This window comes from Rubripirellula tenax (assembly GCF_007860125.1).
GTDB classification, from domain to species: domain Bacteria; phylum Planctomycetota; class Planctomycetia; order Pirellulales; family Pirellulaceae; genus Rubripirellula; species Rubripirellula tenax.
The window spans coordinates 256818-273457 of record NZ_SJPW01000002.1; the positions used below are offsets into that span (position 1 = coordinate 256818).

Sequence of the window (16640 nt, forward strand, 5' to 3'; positions counted from 1 at the left end):
TACGGACGCCCAAAATTCGGGGTCGCTGAAACAACGCGATAATTCTAGACTTTAGCGATGAGCCGCAAGATTATCATCGACTGTGACCCGGGAATCGACGACGCCATTGCGATCGCGATCGCCCTATTTGACCCTCGTTTAGACGTTTTGGCGATCACATCGACTGCCGGAACGGTCGAGGCGGACCAAGCCACCCGAAACGTGACGGCGATCGTGCATCATCTCGATCCCGCCCGCTATCCGCGGATCGGGATGGCCACCGCGATTACAGGGGCTCCCGTGCTAGACGACAGCCATTTGAACGGCAGCAACGGGCTGGGCGATTTTCTTTTCGATTCCCCAGGACGCCAGAATCCGACGGCCAGCGAGAAAATCATCGGCGATCTCGTCCACCAAAACCCCAACGAAATCACGCTGGTGTGTTTGGGACCGCTGACCAATTTGGCTCGGCTATGCCGTCGTGACCCGATGGCGATCCCGCTGATCAACAACGTCGTGATCAGCGGCGGGTCGGTCGGGTATCCCGGAAACGCCACGCCAGTCGCCGAACGCAACATCTTCTTTGACCCGATCAGCGCGAGCGAGATTTTTTCATCCGCGACCACGAAAAGTCTGGTGCCGCTGGACGTGACCGAAGAGGTTCTGTTCGGCGTTGATTTGTTGGAAGACTTGCCGTCGAAGTTCACCCGAGCGGGGATGCTGTTGCACAAGTTGCTGCCGTTTGCGTTCCGCACCGCGCACCAGAAATTGGGTCGCGAACTGATCCCACTCTATGACGCGACAACGTTGCTAAGCGTTGTTGAACCGGACCTGTTTCAATGGGAAGCGATGGCCGGCCGCGTGGAAACGCGAGGCGAATTGACTTGCGGTCAAACCGTATTCGACCAACGACTGCGTCCAGAGTGGCCCATGAATATGGAAGTCGCAATCGAAGTCGACAGCGAAGAAGTGCAAGCAGCAATCAAGCGATTGATGCGGTACGCCGGACAACAAACGTGATCAACCGAGGTTACTGGGCCGAGGTTACTGGGCCGAGGTTACTGGGCCGAGGTTACTGAACCAAGCCGCTCGGGTAAGGAATCCGGGTCAGTTCGCGAGTGGCGAAGTCGGGAACCGCTTCCTCGAAACCGATGATCTCTTGTTGTCGCGGGCCGACGCAGTCGTGAATCACGTGCGTGACCAGCGCGACGACCAGTTCGTTGCGGCGAGACTCTTCGGCTTTACGTCGAAACAGGTGCCCCAGGATCGGGATTTTCCCCACCCACGGAATCATCGATTGGCTTTGTAGATTTTCTTCGCGAATCAGGCCACCGATCACAACGCCGCCACCGTCGGGAATCATGATCGTCGTCTGCACTTCGGTTGTTTCTTCTTCCGGAAAGCCGTTCTGCAGAATCTTGCCACCGGAAACTTTGGGCAGCACCGTCATCAGCACATTTCCGTCATCGGTGATCACCGGACGCACGGTCAAAACGATACCAACCTCCAGAAACTCGACGGACTGGACCGTCGTCGTTTGCGTCGTCGTCGAAACAGAATAAGGCAATCGTTGGCCGATCTGGATCTTCGCTTCTTGATGATTGATGACCGACAACTTTGGAGACGCGAGTGTCCGCGAATTGGTACATGACTCGATCATTTCCACCAATCCGGTCAAGTCGTTGCCCTTGATCCGCAGCGCAACAGTTGGTTCGGTTGTCGATCCGTCGGTGAATCCCGTTCCTTGCAATTCAATGCCGCTGTTGTTGACTCGCGCCATAGCAAGCAGGTCGACGCCGTGCCTTTCTTCATTGGTCAAAGAGATTTGCAACACATGGGCTTCGATCAGAACTTGCTTCGGTGGCACATCGATCTGGGCAATGTATTGTGCGATTCGTTGGTGCGCCGCGGCGGTGTCTTCGACCACAAGCACTTCGCGAGTTCGCAATTGGTCCGCCGGCGCCGCTTCGCTGGCAAAGGCATTGCCGACTTGCGACAGCAAGCTTGTCGCCACCGGTTCGATATCTTTCGCGGCGACGTAATCCAGCGGATAGACTTGCAAGAATCGACCCTGCACACGCGGGTCCATGCCAGCCGACGAGGCGCCCGTCACGTACAACAAATTCCCAACACGGTGCCACGAAAACCCGGCGACACCCAAGATGGCATCCAGCACTTCGTCCAACCGCGCGCCACGAATGCTGACGGTGACCGGGCCGGCGATGTCGGGCGCGACGACCAGATTCAATCCGTGGTGGTCGGCAATCATCCGCAGCACCGAAGTTAACTCTGCACCGGTTGCGATCAACGTGACCAGATCATCGGCCGACGACAGATCCACACCCTCGACGGGCGCGGGTCGATTCACCCGAATCAGATCTGCCACCTGCAGCGTCGCCGACGCCGTGACTTCGGCAGCGTCGACCTGTGCGTCCACCTGCTCGATCGTTCCCAGCTTCAACCAATCGGGAATCTCCGAGGCTGAGACGACTTGGCTTTGAGGATCCAAAACGAACGGCGCCGTCGCGGCTTCACCCGTATAGCCCGCCGGTGATTGGGCGTTGATCGACGCGCAGCAAGCAATCCAAAACAACGCGACTCTGCCCAACAAGGATGCTCGAATCAGGTGCATGGATCACTAACGGGTAAAACCTCACAATTGGCTCGATCCGAATAATCGGACCAGTCCACCGCAAGAAGTATCGGCACCTGACCAAACGCGAATCGCGACAATTTCGTCAAAAGAAGCGAGCGCTCACGGTTTCGTTGATTCAGTTTCCCGCAAACCGTTCGCCCGCGTGTTACGATAACCGCCGCTTTTACCAACCCAATGCCCCATTTCGCCCAGGTGGTCGCGTCGTGAAACACGTTCGCTCTTTGCTTTCACTGCACTCCGCTTTCGCGCTCAGTCGACTTTGCTTTCGGTCGCTGCTTTTCGGCATCGCCGTCACGACGATGCCGATCGCGACGTCGTCGCTGTTTGCTGATACGCCCGATGCCGTTGCCTACGACGTCGTCATCTATGGTGGCACCAGCGCAGCGATCACGACGGCGGTTCAAACGAAACGGATGGGCAAGTCGGTCATCGTGGTCTGCCCCGACAAGCACCTCGGCGGTTTGACATCCGGCGGTTTGGGATGGACCGACTCGGGTAACAAGAATGCCGTTGGCGGACTCAGTCGCGATTTTTATCATCGCGTTTGGAAACACTACCAAAACCCCGATGCGTGGAATTGGCAACCGCAATCGGAGTTCGGCACGCGCAATCAAAGTCCACCGGGCCCTGACGGCGATGGCGGGACAATGTGGGTCTTCGAGCCTCATGTTGCCGAGCAAATTTTTGACGACTGGATGGCCGAGTATCAAATCCCCGTCTTTCGCGATCAATGGATCGATCGATCGCCCGGCGGTGTGGTGATGCGAAACGGGCGGATCGAATCTTTTCGTACCCAAAGCGGTCAAACGTACCGTGGCAAGATGTTCGTCGACGTGACGTACGAAGGCGATCTGATGGCCGCTGCCGGCATCGATTACCACGTCGGACGAGAGGCGGCCAAGAAATACGATGAATCGTTTGGCGGTGTCCAAACCGGCGTGTTCCACCATGCTCACTTCTTTGCGAAGCCGATTTCACCCTACGTTGTGCCCAATGATCCGGCCAGCGGACTGTTGCCGCGAATCAGCGCCGATCCACCCGGCAATTTCGCCGACGGCGATAATCGGGTCCAAGCGTATTGTTTCCGGATGTGCTTGACCAACGTCGAAGCGAACCGTCGACCGTTCCCGCGCCCCGCCGGCTATGACGCATCCCAGTACGAATTATTGTTGCGAGTTTTTGAATCGGGATGGCGCGATCAGTTCAAAAAATTCGATCGGATGCCCAATCATAAAACCGACACGAACAACCATGGTCCCTTCAGTACTGACAACATCGGCATGAACTTCGATTATCCCGATGCAGACTATGATCGACGTCGCGAGATCATTGCCGAACACGAAACGTACCAGAAGGGCTTGATGTACTTCATGGCGAACGATCCCAGAGTGCCCGCCGAGGTTCGCAACGCGATGTCAAAGTGGGGACTCCCCAAAGACGAGTTCCCCGACACCGACGGATGGCCACATCAACTGTATGTTCGCGAAGCACGTCGCATGATTGGTGAATACATCATGACCGAGCATGACTGCTTGGACAAAAAGCCAACGCCCGATTCGATCGGCATGGGATCTTACACGCTCGATTCTCACAACGTCCAACGTTACGTCACTCCGGACGGATGGGTCCAAAACGAAGGCGACGTCGGTGTACACACGCCGCGTGCGTACGAGATCGCGTTTGGGTCCATCGTTCCTAAGAAATCTCAGTGCCAAAACCTGCTCGTTCCCGTTTGTGTGTCCTCAAGTCACATGGCGTTCGGGTCGATTCGCATGGAGCCCGTTTTCATGGTTCTGGGCCAATCGGCGGCGACTGCGGCTTGTTTGTCCATCGACCAAGATCAGCCAGTCCAAGACTTACCCTACGAGACGCTCAAGAAGCGGTTGGTCGATGACGGCCAGGTGCTGGAACTAGAATCAACCGATGAACATCCTTCCAATAAAATGGAAGGCGTTGTCATCGATGACTCGCGGGCGATTCTGAAGGGCGCCTGGACACCGTCGCATACCAACAAACCCTTTGTGGACTCGGGGTATCGTCACAACCGAAACATGGCCGACGGAGGAATTTCGGCTACGTTTCAGACTCCTTTGGATACCGGACGCTACCGAGTCCGGATGTCTTATCCGCCCAACTCGAATCGCGCCACCCAGGTTCCCGTAACCGTCGTCCACGATGGTGGTGAAACGACGATTCGGATCAACCAACGTCAACGGCCATCGGTCGATGGGCTCTTCGTCGACTTGGGAATTTTTTCGTTTACGGATTCCGGCGTGGTTCGTGTCGACACCCAGGACACCGATGGCTTCGTTGTGATTGATGCTGTCCAGTTTCGGAAATTGGACGAATAGCGGTGCGGCGAAAATCGGGTTTTCCCCGCTGCAACGCGAACTTGATTCGGCCACGATGTAGAATGAGTGTCCTTCGCAAGAAGATCCAACATCCCGCCCAGTCCCATTCACGGAATTTTTAAGATGAACCGTTTGAACCGCCGTCATTTCCTCGTCACCGCGGTGGCCGCCGGAGCAGCGACGGCGTCGTCGCCAAGCGTGTTGCGAGCAGCTAACGCGAACGGCGAAATCAATCTGGGTTTCATCAGTTGCGGTGGTCGCGCCGGACAGTTGATGGATCAATTCAGCAAGGTCGACGGCGTCAACATCGCCGGACTGTGTGACGTCGACGAAGGCCGGTTAGCGGCGGCGAAAAAGAAGTACTCGAAAGCCGAAACGTTCCAAGACATGCGCGACCTGATCGCCGTCGACAGCATCGATGCGATCGTCGTAGCGACGTGCAACCACTGGCACTGTCTGGCCGCGATTTGGGCGATGGAAGCGGGCAAAGACGTGTACGTTGAAAAACCACTTTCGCATTCACAATGGGAAGGTCGGCAAACCGTCGCAGCGGCGCGCAAGTACAACAAAATTTGTCAAATCGGAACTCAACAACGTTCGGACCCGATGCAGGCCGAGATCAAAAAGTTTCTACATGAAGAAAAAGGACTCGGCGAAATCCAATCGGCGCGAGTCAATCGATACGGCATCCGTGGACCGATCGGCAAACGAGACACGCCGCTGGAAATTGACAAGAATGTCGCCTACGACATGTGGCTCGGCCCGGCCCAAGACCAACCGATCTTTCGCAACAACTTGCACTACGATTGGCACTGGGATTGGAATACCGGCAGCGGCGAGATGGGCAACTGGGGCGTTCACGTTTTGGACGATGTCCGTAACACCGTTTTCCAAGATTCCGTTTCGCTTCCGAAACAGATCCTCGGTGGTGGCGGCCGAATTGCTTACAACGATGCGGGCCAGTCGCCCAACGTTCACTTTGCGTACTTCGACACCGGGAACATTCCGGTTGTGATCGGGCTATCCAATTTGCCAGCCGCACCGGGCGGTAAAAAGTCGCCCTCGAAACCAGGCCCCGACAGCGGCTACGTCGCCTATTGCGAAGGCGGTCGGTACGAAGGTCAACGCGGGCGCGGCACGGCGTTTGACAACGACGGAAAGAAAATTCGCACGTTCAAAGGCAGCGGCGATGTGAAACATCAAGCCAACTTCATCGAGGCGGTGCGTGCGCAAGATCGTTCGCTATTGAATGCAGACATTTCAATCGGCAACGACAGTACCGGATGGTGCAACTTAGCGAACATCGCGTTTCGCGCCGGTCAATCGGCAAGTCCCGATCGCGTTAGTGCAGTCGATAACCCTCAGTGGGAATCGCTGTTGGGCGAAATGACCGATCACTTGAAGGCATACGATATGTCGCTGGCCAGCGATGAAATTCATGTCAGTCCGTTGCTGTCGCTGGACACCAAGACGGAACAGTTCACCGGTGAAGGTAGCGAGACGGCCAACGCGATGTTGCGTCGCCAATACCGAAAGGGCTACGAAGTCCCCGAGATCGTTTGATCTACTGGTTTGCTGATCCACTGGTTTACTGATCCATTGGCCTGGTGCGGGCTACTGCGTTGTACCCGCCCAGTCCAAGACGGCTTTCAGCTTCGGCGAAGATTCTGAATCTTCGTCGGCGAATTGCGTTAGCCCCCAACTGCCGTACTTGGACCAAGTGCCGGTGGATGCGAACAAGCAAATCAGCCGACCGTGGTTGTCTTGCCAAGCAGCCAAGTAGTCGCGGTATAGATCGCCCATGCGATCGTCGGAATTGACGTCGTGCAACAACTTGGTCAACTTTTCGTTGTCCATCGCCGCGCCGATGCCGACGAAGTGCTGACCGGCTTCATAGGCCATCAATGCCAGCCCATTCTGTTCGGCGACGCGGTAGTTATCGCGGATGTGTCCGATCGTTTCGGGAAGAATCTCGCGACGGGCTTTTTCAAAGATGCCGTCGACACCAAGGGCAAGTGTCTCGTCGATCTTTTCGGGAAACACATTCATGCCCATGTACGGCGCGATGGCGATCGCATCGGCTTCCCCATCTTTGAGCGCGGCTTGGACGATCTGCCCAGCGACATAGGCGTTTGCCGATTGCGACGGCAGCACACGAATCAAACGCTCGGCTCCGCCGAAAACGTCTTCAAAGATTTTGAAGACTTCGATCGAACGCTTGCCCGTATAACTCCAACCGGCTTCCCAAGATTTCGCTGCGAGTTTCAATTCGACGCCGCGCTCCTGAACGTGGTGACACTGCGAAAATTGGCCGTTCCAAACTTCGTTGGAATACTCGACGACAATGCATTGGCCCCTGTCCAGTGATTCGTGAATCACAGTCGCCATGTGACGCACCGCTTCATCAGTCGCCAAGTGCGGCACACACACCCAAGGCGATTGGTTCGTGCGATTGGCAAAGTCGCAAATCACTTCCAGCGGCAATCCGTGCTCGGTCCAATTGGCGTCGTCCATCGACGGGAAGTCGTCGGCGTTTGTGATGGTCGAGTTGTTGGTGTGTTGCCAATCCATGCTGCGGAAGGCCTTCATCAACGACCACATCGCTAAGAAATCGGGCCGCCACGGATTGTCTTGATAGACGCCTTCGAAACCCGGCATGACTAGCCGAATGTTGTGAATGTGATTGCCCGGTTCGACCTCGCGAATGCGCACCCAGATCGGGCCACGACTGGCATCCACCTTGACGGAAAAGTTTCCTGGACCGTTCTGTTTCGTGATCGAGCCTGCGCCACCGATCTCGATCCGCCCTGAACCGTCGTGCATCAACGTGTAGATACCGCTGGGGTAACGACCGCTTTCGATATTACAAACCGGCGTTTCGGCCCACGCGTCTTTGGCCAGTCTGGTGACGTAGCCGCTGGGATCCAATTCCAATTCGGGGCCCTGTCCCCAGCCCGCGCCTTCGGTTTGAGAAATCCATTTGCGGGACGTTCGAAATACGTCAACGAAAGGAAGCTCTGAGGCATAGTCGGTCGGTCCCGAAAAATTGATGCCGGCGGCCGACTTCAACAATTCGTCGCGATCCGCTGCCGTAGCCACTAGGCCAAGCATCAAAAAACATCCCACCAGGGATCTACGCAAGAACAACATTTTCAAACCACTTCACGAAACGGGGAAACAAGCCGACAGCGTGAAAGAACTATAGTCGGGACACCCAGGTGTGTGCCCCGCTTGGTCGCAGGCCGAATCAACGATACTTACGGAATCGATTTCGAGGCGGCCGGTTGCTCGCGACTGGCACAGTGCAGCGCCCCAAGTCCCCACACCAATTCGCGACAATCGATCGGTTCGGGACGGATGCCGCTCAATTCGCCCAAAATCCCGATCGCGTGATCATCGGTGCCTGCGCCGAACGTGGGAACCAACAATCGATCCTTGCCCAATCGCAAGAAATTGCAATAACTTTCGGGCACACGTTGGCCCGACACTTCGCGGGCCGGTGGGATCGGCAATCGGTGGACGTTGACTCGCGGTTTGGTGGCGTCGCTCCACAAATGCAGTTGCCTAAAATTGTCTTCTAGGCCAGCGTGATTGGGATCGTTTTCGTCGTCGGCGACTGCGACGACGACATTTTCCGGGTCAATGAAGCGGGCCAGTTGATCGATGTGTCCATCGGTGTCATCACCGTCCAGTCCACCACCGTCCAACCATACGATTTCGGTGACGCCAAGTCGGCGGTGCAGTTCTTGCGAGATCTGAGCCTTGGTCCAGCCTGGGTTCCGGGCCTCGGTGATCAGGCACCCAGGTGTGGTCAGCATTCGTCCGCGACCGTCGAACTCCATCGCGCCGCCCTCGACGCACATTCGGCTGGTCGCGACGGCAAGGTTTTGGTCCCCGGCGATTTTCAGCGCCGCGGCATCGTCGTCATCCCAAGGCGGATATTTCCCGCCCCACGCGTTGTACCGCCAATTGACGGCGTGGACCTTGCCGCTGTGACGATTGACGACGAACGTCGGACCATAGTCGCGGATCCAAGCGTCGTTGGTCGGGATATCGACGATATCGATGTTGGCGATCCCCTCGATCGCAGCCTGGCACGATGCCGCGACTTCACCCGATGCCAAGATTCGCACGGGCGTCGACTGGGCGATTTTTCGAACCCAATCCACATAGAAAGCGGGAATGGCGTTGAAGCGTCCGGGCCACGTGTCGACCGAATGCGGCCAAGCCAACCAAACGCACTGGATCGGTTCCCACTCGGCGGGCACCCGCAAGTCGGCGGGCAGTTCTTGCGGTGCGTTCATATCGATCCGGTGCACATCAAATAAAGCGAGCAGTCCCGTCGAATGCGAGCAGGTCCCATCCGGCGAATCTTCGAGCTTGGATGGCCAGACTATTCGGGTTTGATCTCTTCCTTCACCTTTTGGATGAAGTGCGGAGATTTGCCGCCTTTGCTCAATTCTTCGGCTCGTTTTTGGGCGTCTTTCTTCTGGTCGAATTCAAAGACGGCGACGCGTTTGAGGTTCTGGCTGAACACGCCCCAGTACAATCGCAATCGGACGTCCGCAGCGGCTTTTTTGGTCCGCTTGGAGGACTTCTTTTTGGTCTTCTGGTCTGTAATTAGCTTTTCGGCAGCTTCGGCCTCGGCAGCTTTTGCCTTGCGACTGACGACCTTGCGGGCCATGGATCAAGCGGGGGGTTCGAGGAATGCGGATCCACAGAAATGGAATCGGTTCGTTCCCTAAGTTAGCATGCCGCCGGCGTTTTTGTCACGGGGAGGCTCTCGCGTGATCGAGCCGTGGATAACACGAGAGTCGCCGCCGCGACAAGTCGAGCGGCTGGATGCAGAATTTACCGCATTTTGTGACGTTCTTAGGGATCGCCGCGTCCGTAAAAAGTGGCGTGCCAGATAGTGCAAAAGGATCGCTATTCCTGGGCGACGATGTCGCTTATGCTTAATGAGAGAGAAAAAGGAGTTGTTCCGACTTGCCTCATTCGACTTTGCTTGAAGGGCAACCTGGGCAACTTGACGTTCAAATCACCGATGGAGTAGAGGCAACATGCAGGTCAACGTTTCGGCACGTCACGGCAGTTTGCAGCCCGGAGATCAACCGCTCATCGTCGAGAAGGTGGAAAAGCTCCGCCGACTATACGATCGGATCAATGCCATCGAAGTGACGATTGACCTGAAACAACTCGACAAGCCTTCGGTGGAAGTCATCGTTTCGGCAGAACACGCCGAGGATTGTTTGGCAACCGCAGAGGCCACCACCGTGATCGCGGCACTTGATGCAGTGATCCCGAAAGTGGAGCAGCAACTACGCCGTTTAAAAGAAAAGAAGACTGGTCACCGAGCCACCGGACACAAGCATATCGATCCGGTCGTCGCTGACGAAGATTGACATTTACCGCACGCTCTCTTAGTCCCAGCCCGATCGGGAACACAATCGGCCGTGTCTTGCCTTCGGATTCAATCCTTGGCAATACAGATTCGATGGGACGCCGGAGAGTCACAGACGAGGAATCGCCCCCCCATGAAGTTCGCAGATTTTATTACGACCAAGGCCATTCGGGCCGAGCTCAAATCACAAACCAAAGACGCGGTCATCGAAGAACTGGTTCAAGCGCTGCTTGATGCCGGTGAAATCAATGCCGATCAACGTGACGACATCATTTCGTCGATCATGAAGCGGGAAGAACTCGGCAGCACCGGCATCGGCCGCGGTGTCGCAGTTCCCCACACGAAACACCCCAGCGTTCAAAAGCTAGTGGGTACTGTTGGCGTCAGCGAAAGCGGCGTCGATTTTGATTCGCTCGATGGAGAGCGTGTTCAGCTGTTCTTTTTGTTGATCAGCCCGCCCGAACGACCCGGCGATCACCTCCGCGCGCTCGAAAATATTTCACGTCAACTTCGCGACGATACGTTCTGTCGATTTTTGAAGCAGAGCAAGACGCCCGATGACATTCAGCAATTGCTGCAAGAAGCTGACGACAATCAGTTCGTGTCTGGCTAATGAGTAACGACGCCTCACTCACCCGAATCGTGGTTGTCCGAAATGCCGAAGGGCTGCACGCCCGGCCGGCAGATTTGTTGGTCCGTTTGGCCAGCAAATATCAGGCGACCATCATGATTGGCAAAAACAGTGAATGGGTCGATTGTAAAAGCATCTTGTCGCTTTTGACGCTGGGTGCTTCGCAGGGGACGGAGCTTTCCGTCTCGGCTTCCGGTGATGACGCCGCGGATGCCATCGATTCAATCGCAGCACTGTTCGAGGCGGGATTCGACGACAATAACGGGACCAAAGGAGTTGATTCGTGATCTCGAATCAGGAATTCGACATCGCGGGTCGTTGACGCATCGGCGCAGCTCATTGCTGGGCCTTGGTCTCTTCTAACCCTTACAACTTATCAAACGAAATACTTGATGGATTGCGTCACGAAAGCAGTGCTGCCTAGGCAGTTCCGCTCGCATGCAGATGCCGGGTTCGTTGCGGCTTGCCCGCGATGGAACAACGGTGTCGCCGATGCGCGTGCGTCTCGGTCTGTCCCACGACGATGGTCGAACTGCAAGGTATCCCTGTCTCGCCAGGAGTCGCTATCGGTCCGGCACTAGTGTTGGATGCGGATGGTTACCAAATTCCTCGCTCTATGCTGCCCGCCGAAGAGGCGGACCAGGAGTACGCGCGCCTGCAGACCGCCGTCGACGCCGTGTCGGCGCGATTGGAAAACAGCCGCTTAGAAACTTCCGCCGTGGCCGGCGAACACACCGGCGACATCTTCGCGGCCCAGTTGCAAATGCTGCATGATCCGCGTTTGCATGCGGAACTGCGGCGTCGAATTTGCAACGAAAACCTAACGGCGGCGTATTCGGTCAATCGCGTCCTCCACAACTATGCCGCCGCGCTGCGTCGACTCTCCAACCCGATGTTGGCCGACCGCGCCGAAGACGTGCTGGATATCGAAAAGCAGCTGCTGCTAGAACTTGGCGCCGTCACTCGCGGGCCGATGTCGGAATTGACCGAGCCCGTGATCGTGCTCTCCCATGTTCTGACGCCCAGCGAAACAGCGAACTTGGATCGGCGCTACGTTCGCGGTTTCGCGACCGAAACCGGTGGCCCGGGCGGGCATACCGCCATCGTCGCCAAGGGTTTGGAATTGCCAGCCGTCGTCGGAATTGGCGCATTCATGGACCAAGTCGGCGCCGGCGACCGAGTCATCGTCGACGGGGATCGCGGCCGCGTCATCATCAATCCCGATGAAGAAACGCTCAAGAATTATCGCCAACGGCTCAAGCAACGCAATTCTTTAAGCGAGCGATTGGCCGAACTTCGCGACCTGCCAGCCGAAACGGCCGATGGCGTTCGCATTCGACTGAGTGCCAATATCGAGTTCCCCTACGAGACGGCCGCGGCACTCGAGCGTGGCGCCGATGGCATCGGACTGTATCGGACCGAGTTCCTTTACCTGTCCAGCGACGAAGAGCCCAGTGAAGAAGATCACTACCGCGCCTACAGCGAAGTCGTTCGCGATATGGGCGGTCGACCCGTCGTGATTCGGACGCTGGATTTGGGCGCGGACAAGATGGGGCACCGACCGCTGACCGAACAAGAACACAATCCGTTCTTGGGTTTGCGAAGTATCCGATTGTCGCTGCGAAACCTAGATCTGTTCCGACCCCAACTGCGTGCGATCTTGCGAGCCGCGGTATACGGTGACGTTCGCGTGATGTTCCCGCTGATCACAACGATCGCCGAACTACGCCAAGCGCGCATGTTGCTGAACTTGGTCGCCGAAGATTTGAATGACGCGGGCATTCCGTACCGCGGTGATATCCCGGTCGGCATGATGGTGGAAGTCCCCGCCGCCGTGATGATGCTCGACCATTTTGTTCGCGAAGTCGACTTCATTTCGATCGGGACCAACGACCTCGCCCAGTACACGTTGGCCGTCGACCGAAGCAACGAATCCGTAGCCGACCTTTACCAGTCAAGCGACCCGGCAGTGCTACGGCTGATCCGCCACTGTGTCCAGGTCGCGGATGAATCGAAAACGCCGCTGGCCGTATGTGGTGAAATGAGCAGCATGCCGGCGCGGGCACTGTTGCTGTTGGGCATGGGTGTTCGCAACTTGAGTGTGCCGCCGTCGAGTTTGCCACGTGTCAAGAAAGCGATTCGCAGCGTCACGGTCCAACAGTGTTGTGAGATCGCCGAGCGCGTCATGAAGCTCGAAGCCGCCCGCGACGTGGATATGTATTTGCTCGACCGACTCGGCAGTTTGGTGCCCGAATTGGTTGTTACTTAAAACCCTAGCCTTTGAATCTTTGATTCGTGACCGAAACTTCCACCACCACCGATGAACTGACCAACGCAGGCGATGACTCGTCCGCGGCGATGTGCGCTCAGCAGCGCATTCGGTACCGGGTGCGGTTCGCAAAGACGGGATTGCTGCGTTGGATCGGTCATCAAGACATGATCCGATTGTGGGAACGGATCGCCCGTCGCGCCGACTTGAAACTGTCGATGACCGAAGGCTTCACACCCAAGCCGCGGTTCGTATTTCCGTCGGCGTTGGCGCTGGGCGCCGAGGGCGTCAACGAAGTCGTTGAGATCGAGTTGGCGGAATCGATCGCGCCCACCGAGATGCTCAATCGCTTGGTCCGCGACAACCAACCGGGGCTGTCGATCAACCGCGTTTCCCGATTGCCCGACGGTTTTGGCAAGGCCCAACTGATACGAACCGATTATCGCGTGTCTGCGCCGACCGGCGTGGATGGCCACGACGTGGTCATCAATTGGAACCGGATCGGCGAATCGATCGACGCCCTGTTGTCAAAAGAATCGATCACGATCGAGCGAAAAAAGAAGGCCGTCACGCTGGTGGTCCAACAACAGATTCACGAACTTCGCGTCGACGACGAATCGATCGTGTTGTCGTTGATCGCAACCAACTCTGCATCGCTGCGCCCCAACGATGTGTTAACGCTGCTTAGCCTTGACAATTGGATCGACGGCGGAGCCACGATCACACGAACCAACGTCCACTTGGACAACGAATTTGAAACCAGCGATCTCGACGAGATCGCTACCCGTAAACAATCACCGCCAGCGTCCATGCGATTGACGCAAACTTTGCAATCGCATCAAGCCGGCCCAACACCCGTAAGAGGTGCTTAACGATGAAAAAAGAAATGCTGATCAATGTGCTGCAACCCGAAGAGTGCCGCATAGCCGTGTTGGAAAACAACCGGCTGGAAGAACTGTACATGGAACGCAAAAGCGTCGAAGCGTTTGCGGGCAACATTTACCGCGGCAAAATCGTCAATCTTGAACCCAGTATCCAAGCGGCATTCGTCGACTTTGGCGTTGGTCGAAATGGATTCCTGCACATCAGCGATGTCGAACCCCAATACTTTCGCCAAGGCGGTTACGACCCTGCCGAAGTGATGCGTGAATCGGACGAGATGGCCGAAGTGGCCGCCAAGCGAGCTCGCGAATCTGGCCGTGGATCCAAGCACGCATTCAAGGGCGGTCGCCCTCGTGTCAAACCTCCGATTCAAGAAATTTTTCGACGCGGCGACGAAGTCTTGGTGCAAGTCATCAAAGAAGGCATTGGTACCAAGGGGCCGACGCTTAGCACCTACATTTCGATCCCCGGTCGTTACTTGGTGTTGATGCCGTCGCTGCTTCGCGTCGGTGTCAGCCGCAAGATCGAAGACGAAGATGATCGCAAGCGATTGAAGCGATGCCTGTTGGCGCTCAACCCGCCCAAGGGACTCGGCTTCATCGTTCGTACCGCCGGAGCGGGTCGCAAAGAGAACGAACTCGAAAATGACCTCGAGTACTTGCTGCGACTTTGGAAAGCGATCGTCAAACGGATCAAGTCAACGACCGAACCGGGCGTGATCTACGAAGAAAGCGATCTGATCATCCGAACCATCCGGGACATCTACAGCGATGACATCGATCAAATTTTGGTCGACGAAAAAGAGTCGTACGAGAAGGCCCGTGACTTCTTGAAGATGTGCATGCCGCGAGTCGTCGAACGGCTGAAATTCTATGACAGCGACGTGCCACTGTTCCACAAGTACAAGTTGGAACAAGAGATCGTGAAGATCAACACTCGCCAAGTTCAGTTGCGTGACGGCGGCTCGATCGTGATCGATCCCACCGAAGCGTTGGTTGCGATCGACGTCAACAGCGGCAATTTCCGCGGCAACGATTCGGCGGAAGAAAACGCTTTCCGACTGAATATGGCGGCGGCGAAAGAAATCGCGCGTCAATTACGACTGCGTGACCTTGGCGGCGTGATCGTCAATGACTTCATCGACATGCGCAAAGAAAGCCACCGCCGCAAAGTCGAACGCACTCTGCGGGATGCGATGGCGACGGACCGCGCGCGAACCAAAATCTTGCGGACGAGTCCGTTCGGTTTGATCGAGATGACCCGTCAACGGATTCGTCCGAGTCTGAAACGGAGCATTTACAACGATTGCCCTTGCTGCGAAGGACGCGGGTTGGTCAAGACGGCCGAGAGCATGTCGATCGAGGTGATCCGGACTTTGGCGCTTGCGTCGAAGAACACGCACATCGAACGGGTCACGATCCGAGTCAACGATCAAGTCGCCGCGCACCTGAACAACCGCAAGCGTCGGGACGTCATGCTATTGGAAGACACCGGAAAGATGTCCGTACAGATTCTGGGCAGCGAAGCGCTCTACCCCGAACACCTCGAACTCGATTGCCGCGACAAAAACGGCGAACGCGTCGAGATCGATAGCTGAGGGAGGAGTTTACAGGCGTCAGGTTTCAGGCAACAGGATTTGCTTGGAACCGACGCTGCACCACCTCTACCTATTTGCTGTTTCCTAAAACCTGTCACCTGAAACCTGTTGCCTACTCCGCCATGATCGAACTCGGCGTCAACATTGATCACGTCGCGACCGTGCGTCAGGCTCGGCGGACGTATGAACCCGATCCGGTCGTTGCCGCGGCGCTGGCCGAACAGGGTGGCGCCGACGGGATCACGTTTCACCTGCGCGAAGATCGACGTCACATTCAAGATCGCGACGTCGAGATCCTGAAAGCGACGGTGACAGTGAAGACGAATTTCGAGTTGGCGTGCGCCGACGAAGTCGTCGCGATCTGTTGTCGCACGCAACCGAATTGGGGATTGTTGGTACCCGAGAGTCGCGAAGAAGTGACGACCGAGGGTGGATTGAATGTGACCGGAGATGCGGGTCGCGTCAAAGCCGCCGTCGCACGATTGAAAGAAGCCGGTATTTTGGTGAGCCTATTCATCGACCCGGATCTGGATCAGGTCCGCGCGTCTGCCGAATTGGGCGTCGACGCAGTCGAACTGCACACCGGGCCGTACGCGATCGCAGGTCGAGAAGATCAAAAACGAGAACTCGACCGTTTGGCCGCCGCTGGACGCGAGGTCACCGCCGCGGGCATGCGACTGCACGCCGGGCACGGGCTGAACTACATCAATGTTCGCGACGTTGCGAAGCTGCCCGATATGATCGAGCTGAATATCGGCCACTCGATCGTCAGCCGGGCGGTCATGGTCGGCATGAAAGAGGCTGTTTCGGAGATGCGGCGAATTTTGGATCTTTGCGCGCCGTAGGTTAGACCAGTCCTTTAACCAAGAAACGT

General features: G+C 56.6%; 14 protein-coding genes. 10 read left to right on the forward strand and 4 right to left on the reverse strand.

All coding sequences use genetic code 11. The annotated features are described in order from the left end of the window. Window positions 1–57: 57 nt before the first annotated feature. The gene (locus Poly51_RS06720; protein WP_146455659.1) at window positions 58–999 is read left to right on the forward strand and encodes a nucleoside hydrolase; all 942 of its coding nucleotides are present in this window, start codon (window positions 58–60) and stop codon (window positions 997–999) included. Between the two features lie 52 nt (window positions 1000–1051). Here the strand turns inward: Poly51_RS06720 and Poly51_RS06725 are convergent, their stop codons facing one another. Next, window positions 1052–2611, reverse strand: a complete 1560-nt coding sequence (locus Poly51_RS06725; protein ID WP_146455661.1) for a type II secretion system protein GspD — start codon at window positions 2609–2611, stop codon at window positions 1052–1054. Window positions 2612–2838: 227 nt separating this feature from the next. Between Poly51_RS06725 and Poly51_RS06730 the strand changes: the two genes are divergently transcribed. Together Poly51_RS06730 and Poly51_RS06735 are read left to right on the forward strand one after the other, a co-directional pair. Continuing rightward, window positions 2839–4986: an FAD-dependent oxidoreductase gene (locus Poly51_RS06730; protein ID WP_246114310.1), complete on the forward strand. Its 2148-nt coding sequence runs from the start codon at window positions 2839–2841 to the stop codon at window positions 4984–4986. Window positions 4987–5109: 123 nt separating this feature from the next. Then, a complete protein-coding gene (locus Poly51_RS06735) occupies window positions 5110–6549 on the forward strand; it encodes a Gfo/Idh/MocA family protein (protein WP_146455664.1) in 1440 nt (479 codons plus the stop codon). Window positions 6550–6600: 51 nt separating this feature from the next. On the opposite strand, the gene Poly51_RS06740 is transcribed toward Poly51_RS06735, so the two are convergent. From Poly51_RS06740 to Poly51_RS06750, 3 genes are all read right to left on the reverse strand, one after another. Next, a complete protein-coding gene (locus Poly51_RS06740; RefSeq protein WP_146455666.1) occupies window positions 6601–8097 on the reverse strand; it encodes a hypothetical protein in 1497 nt (498 codons plus the stop codon). Between the two features lie 146 nt (window positions 8098–8243). Beyond that, on the reverse strand, window positions 8244–9290 hold the full coding sequence (locus Poly51_RS06745; RefSeq protein ID WP_146455668.1) for an agmatine deiminase family protein: 1047 nt from the start codon (window positions 9288–9290) through the stop codon (window positions 8244–8246). Between the two features lie 89 nt (window positions 9291–9379). Continuing rightward, a complete protein-coding gene (locus Poly51_RS06750) occupies window positions 9380–9670 on the reverse strand; it encodes a hypothetical protein (RefSeq protein WP_146455670.1) in 291 nt (96 codons plus the stop codon). A gap of 376 nt (window positions 9671–10046) precedes the next feature. On the opposite strand from Poly51_RS06750, the gene hpf reads away from it, so the two are divergent. The 7 genes from hpf to Poly51_RS06785 all read left to right on the forward strand — a co-directional run bounded on the left by hpf (window position 10047) and on the right by Poly51_RS06785 (window position 16611). Then, on the forward strand, window positions 10047–10388 hold the full coding sequence (hpf, locus tag Poly51_RS06755; protein ID WP_146455672.1) for a ribosome hibernation-promoting factor, HPF/YfiA family: 342 nt from the start codon (window positions 10047–10049) through the stop codon (window positions 10386–10388). A 132-nt stretch (window positions 10389–10520) separates the two neighbouring features. Continuing rightward, window positions 10521–11000 carry a PTS sugar transporter subunit IIA gene (locus Poly51_RS06760; RefSeq protein ID WP_146455674.1) on the forward strand — a complete coding sequence of 160 codons (480 nt, stop codon included), beginning with the start codon at window positions 10521–10523 and terminating at the stop codon, window positions 10998–11000. Then, window positions 11000–11305 (forward strand): HPr family phosphocarrier protein, encoded by a 306-nt coding sequence (locus Poly51_RS06765; protein WP_146455676.1) that lies wholly within the window; start codon window positions 11000–11002, stop codon window positions 11303–11305. Before Poly51_RS06760 ends, Poly51_RS06765 begins: the two co-directional genes overlap by 1 nt. A gap of 236 nt (window positions 11306–11541) precedes the next feature. Next, window positions 11542–13287, forward strand: a complete 1746-nt coding sequence (ptsP, locus tag Poly51_RS06770; protein WP_146455678.1) for a phosphoenolpyruvate--protein phosphotransferase — start codon at window positions 11542–11544, stop codon at window positions 13285–13287. Between the two features lie 26 nt (window positions 13288–13313). Continuing rightward, complete coding sequence (locus Poly51_RS06775) at window positions 13314–14159, forward strand: TIGR03936 family radical SAM-associated protein (protein WP_146455680.1); 846 nt, start codon at window positions 13314–13316, stop codon at window positions 14157–14159. Between the two features lie 2 nt (window positions 14160–14161). After that, window positions 14162–15766: an Rne/Rng family ribonuclease gene (locus Poly51_RS06780; RefSeq protein ID WP_146455682.1), complete on the forward strand. Its 1605-nt coding sequence runs from the start codon at window positions 14162–14164 to the stop codon at window positions 15764–15766. Between the two features lie 122 nt (window positions 15767–15888). Further along, the gene (locus Poly51_RS06785) at window positions 15889–16611 is read left to right on the forward strand and encodes a pyridoxine 5'-phosphate synthase (RefSeq protein ID WP_146455684.1); all 723 of its coding nucleotides are present in this window, start codon (window positions 15889–15891) and stop codon (window positions 16609–16611) included. Window positions 16612–16640 lie beyond the last annotated feature (29 nt).

Excerpts from the sequence above, each read along its gene's own strand:
- ptsP (WP_146455678.1), top strand. The coding sequence starts at position 11,542 with ATGGTCGAACTGCAAGGTATCCCTGTCTCGCCAGGAGTCGCTATCGGT.
- Poly51_RS06735 (WP_146455664.1), top strand. The coding sequence starts at position 5,110 with ATGAACCGTTTGAACCGCCGTCATTTCCTCGTCACCGCGGTGGCCGCC.
- Poly51_RS06760 (WP_146455674.1), top strand. The coding sequence starts at position 10,521 with ATGAAGTTCGCAGATTTTATTACGACCAAGGCCATTCGGGCCGAGCTC.
- Poly51_RS06765 (WP_146455676.1), top strand. The coding sequence starts at position 11,000 with ATGAGTAACGACGCCTCACTCACCCGAATCGTGGTTGTCCGAAATGCC.
- Poly51_RS06725 (WP_146455661.1), bottom strand. The coding sequence starts at position 2,611 with ATGCACCTGATTCGAGCATCCTTGTTGGGCAGAGTCGCGTTGTTTTGG.
- Poly51_RS06780 (WP_146455682.1), top strand. The coding sequence starts at position 14,162 with ATGAAAAAAGAAATGCTGATCAATGTGCTGCAACCCGAAGAGTGCCGC.
- Poly51_RS06740 (WP_146455666.1), bottom strand. The coding sequence starts at position 8,097 with ATGCTTGGCCTAGTGGCTACGGCAGCGGATCGCGACGAATTGTTGAAG.
- Poly51_RS06750 (WP_146455670.1), bottom strand. The coding sequence starts at position 9,670 with ATGGCCCGCAAGGTCGTCAGTCGCAAGGCAAAAGCTGCCGAGGCCGAA.
- Poly51_RS06785 (WP_146455684.1), top strand. The coding sequence starts at position 15,889 with ATGATCGAACTCGGCGTCAACATTGATCACGTCGCGACCGTGCGTCAG.
- Poly51_RS06720 (WP_146455659.1), top strand. The coding sequence starts at position 58 with ATGAGCCGCAAGATTATCATCGACTGTGACCCGGGAATCGACGACGCC.
- hpf (WP_146455672.1), top strand. The coding sequence starts at position 10,047 with ATGCAGGTCAACGTTTCGGCACGTCACGGCAGTTTGCAGCCCGGAGAT.
- Poly51_RS06745 (WP_146455668.1), bottom strand. The coding sequence starts at position 9,290 with ATGAACGCACCGCAAGAACTGCCCGCCGACTTGCGGGTGCCCGCCGAG.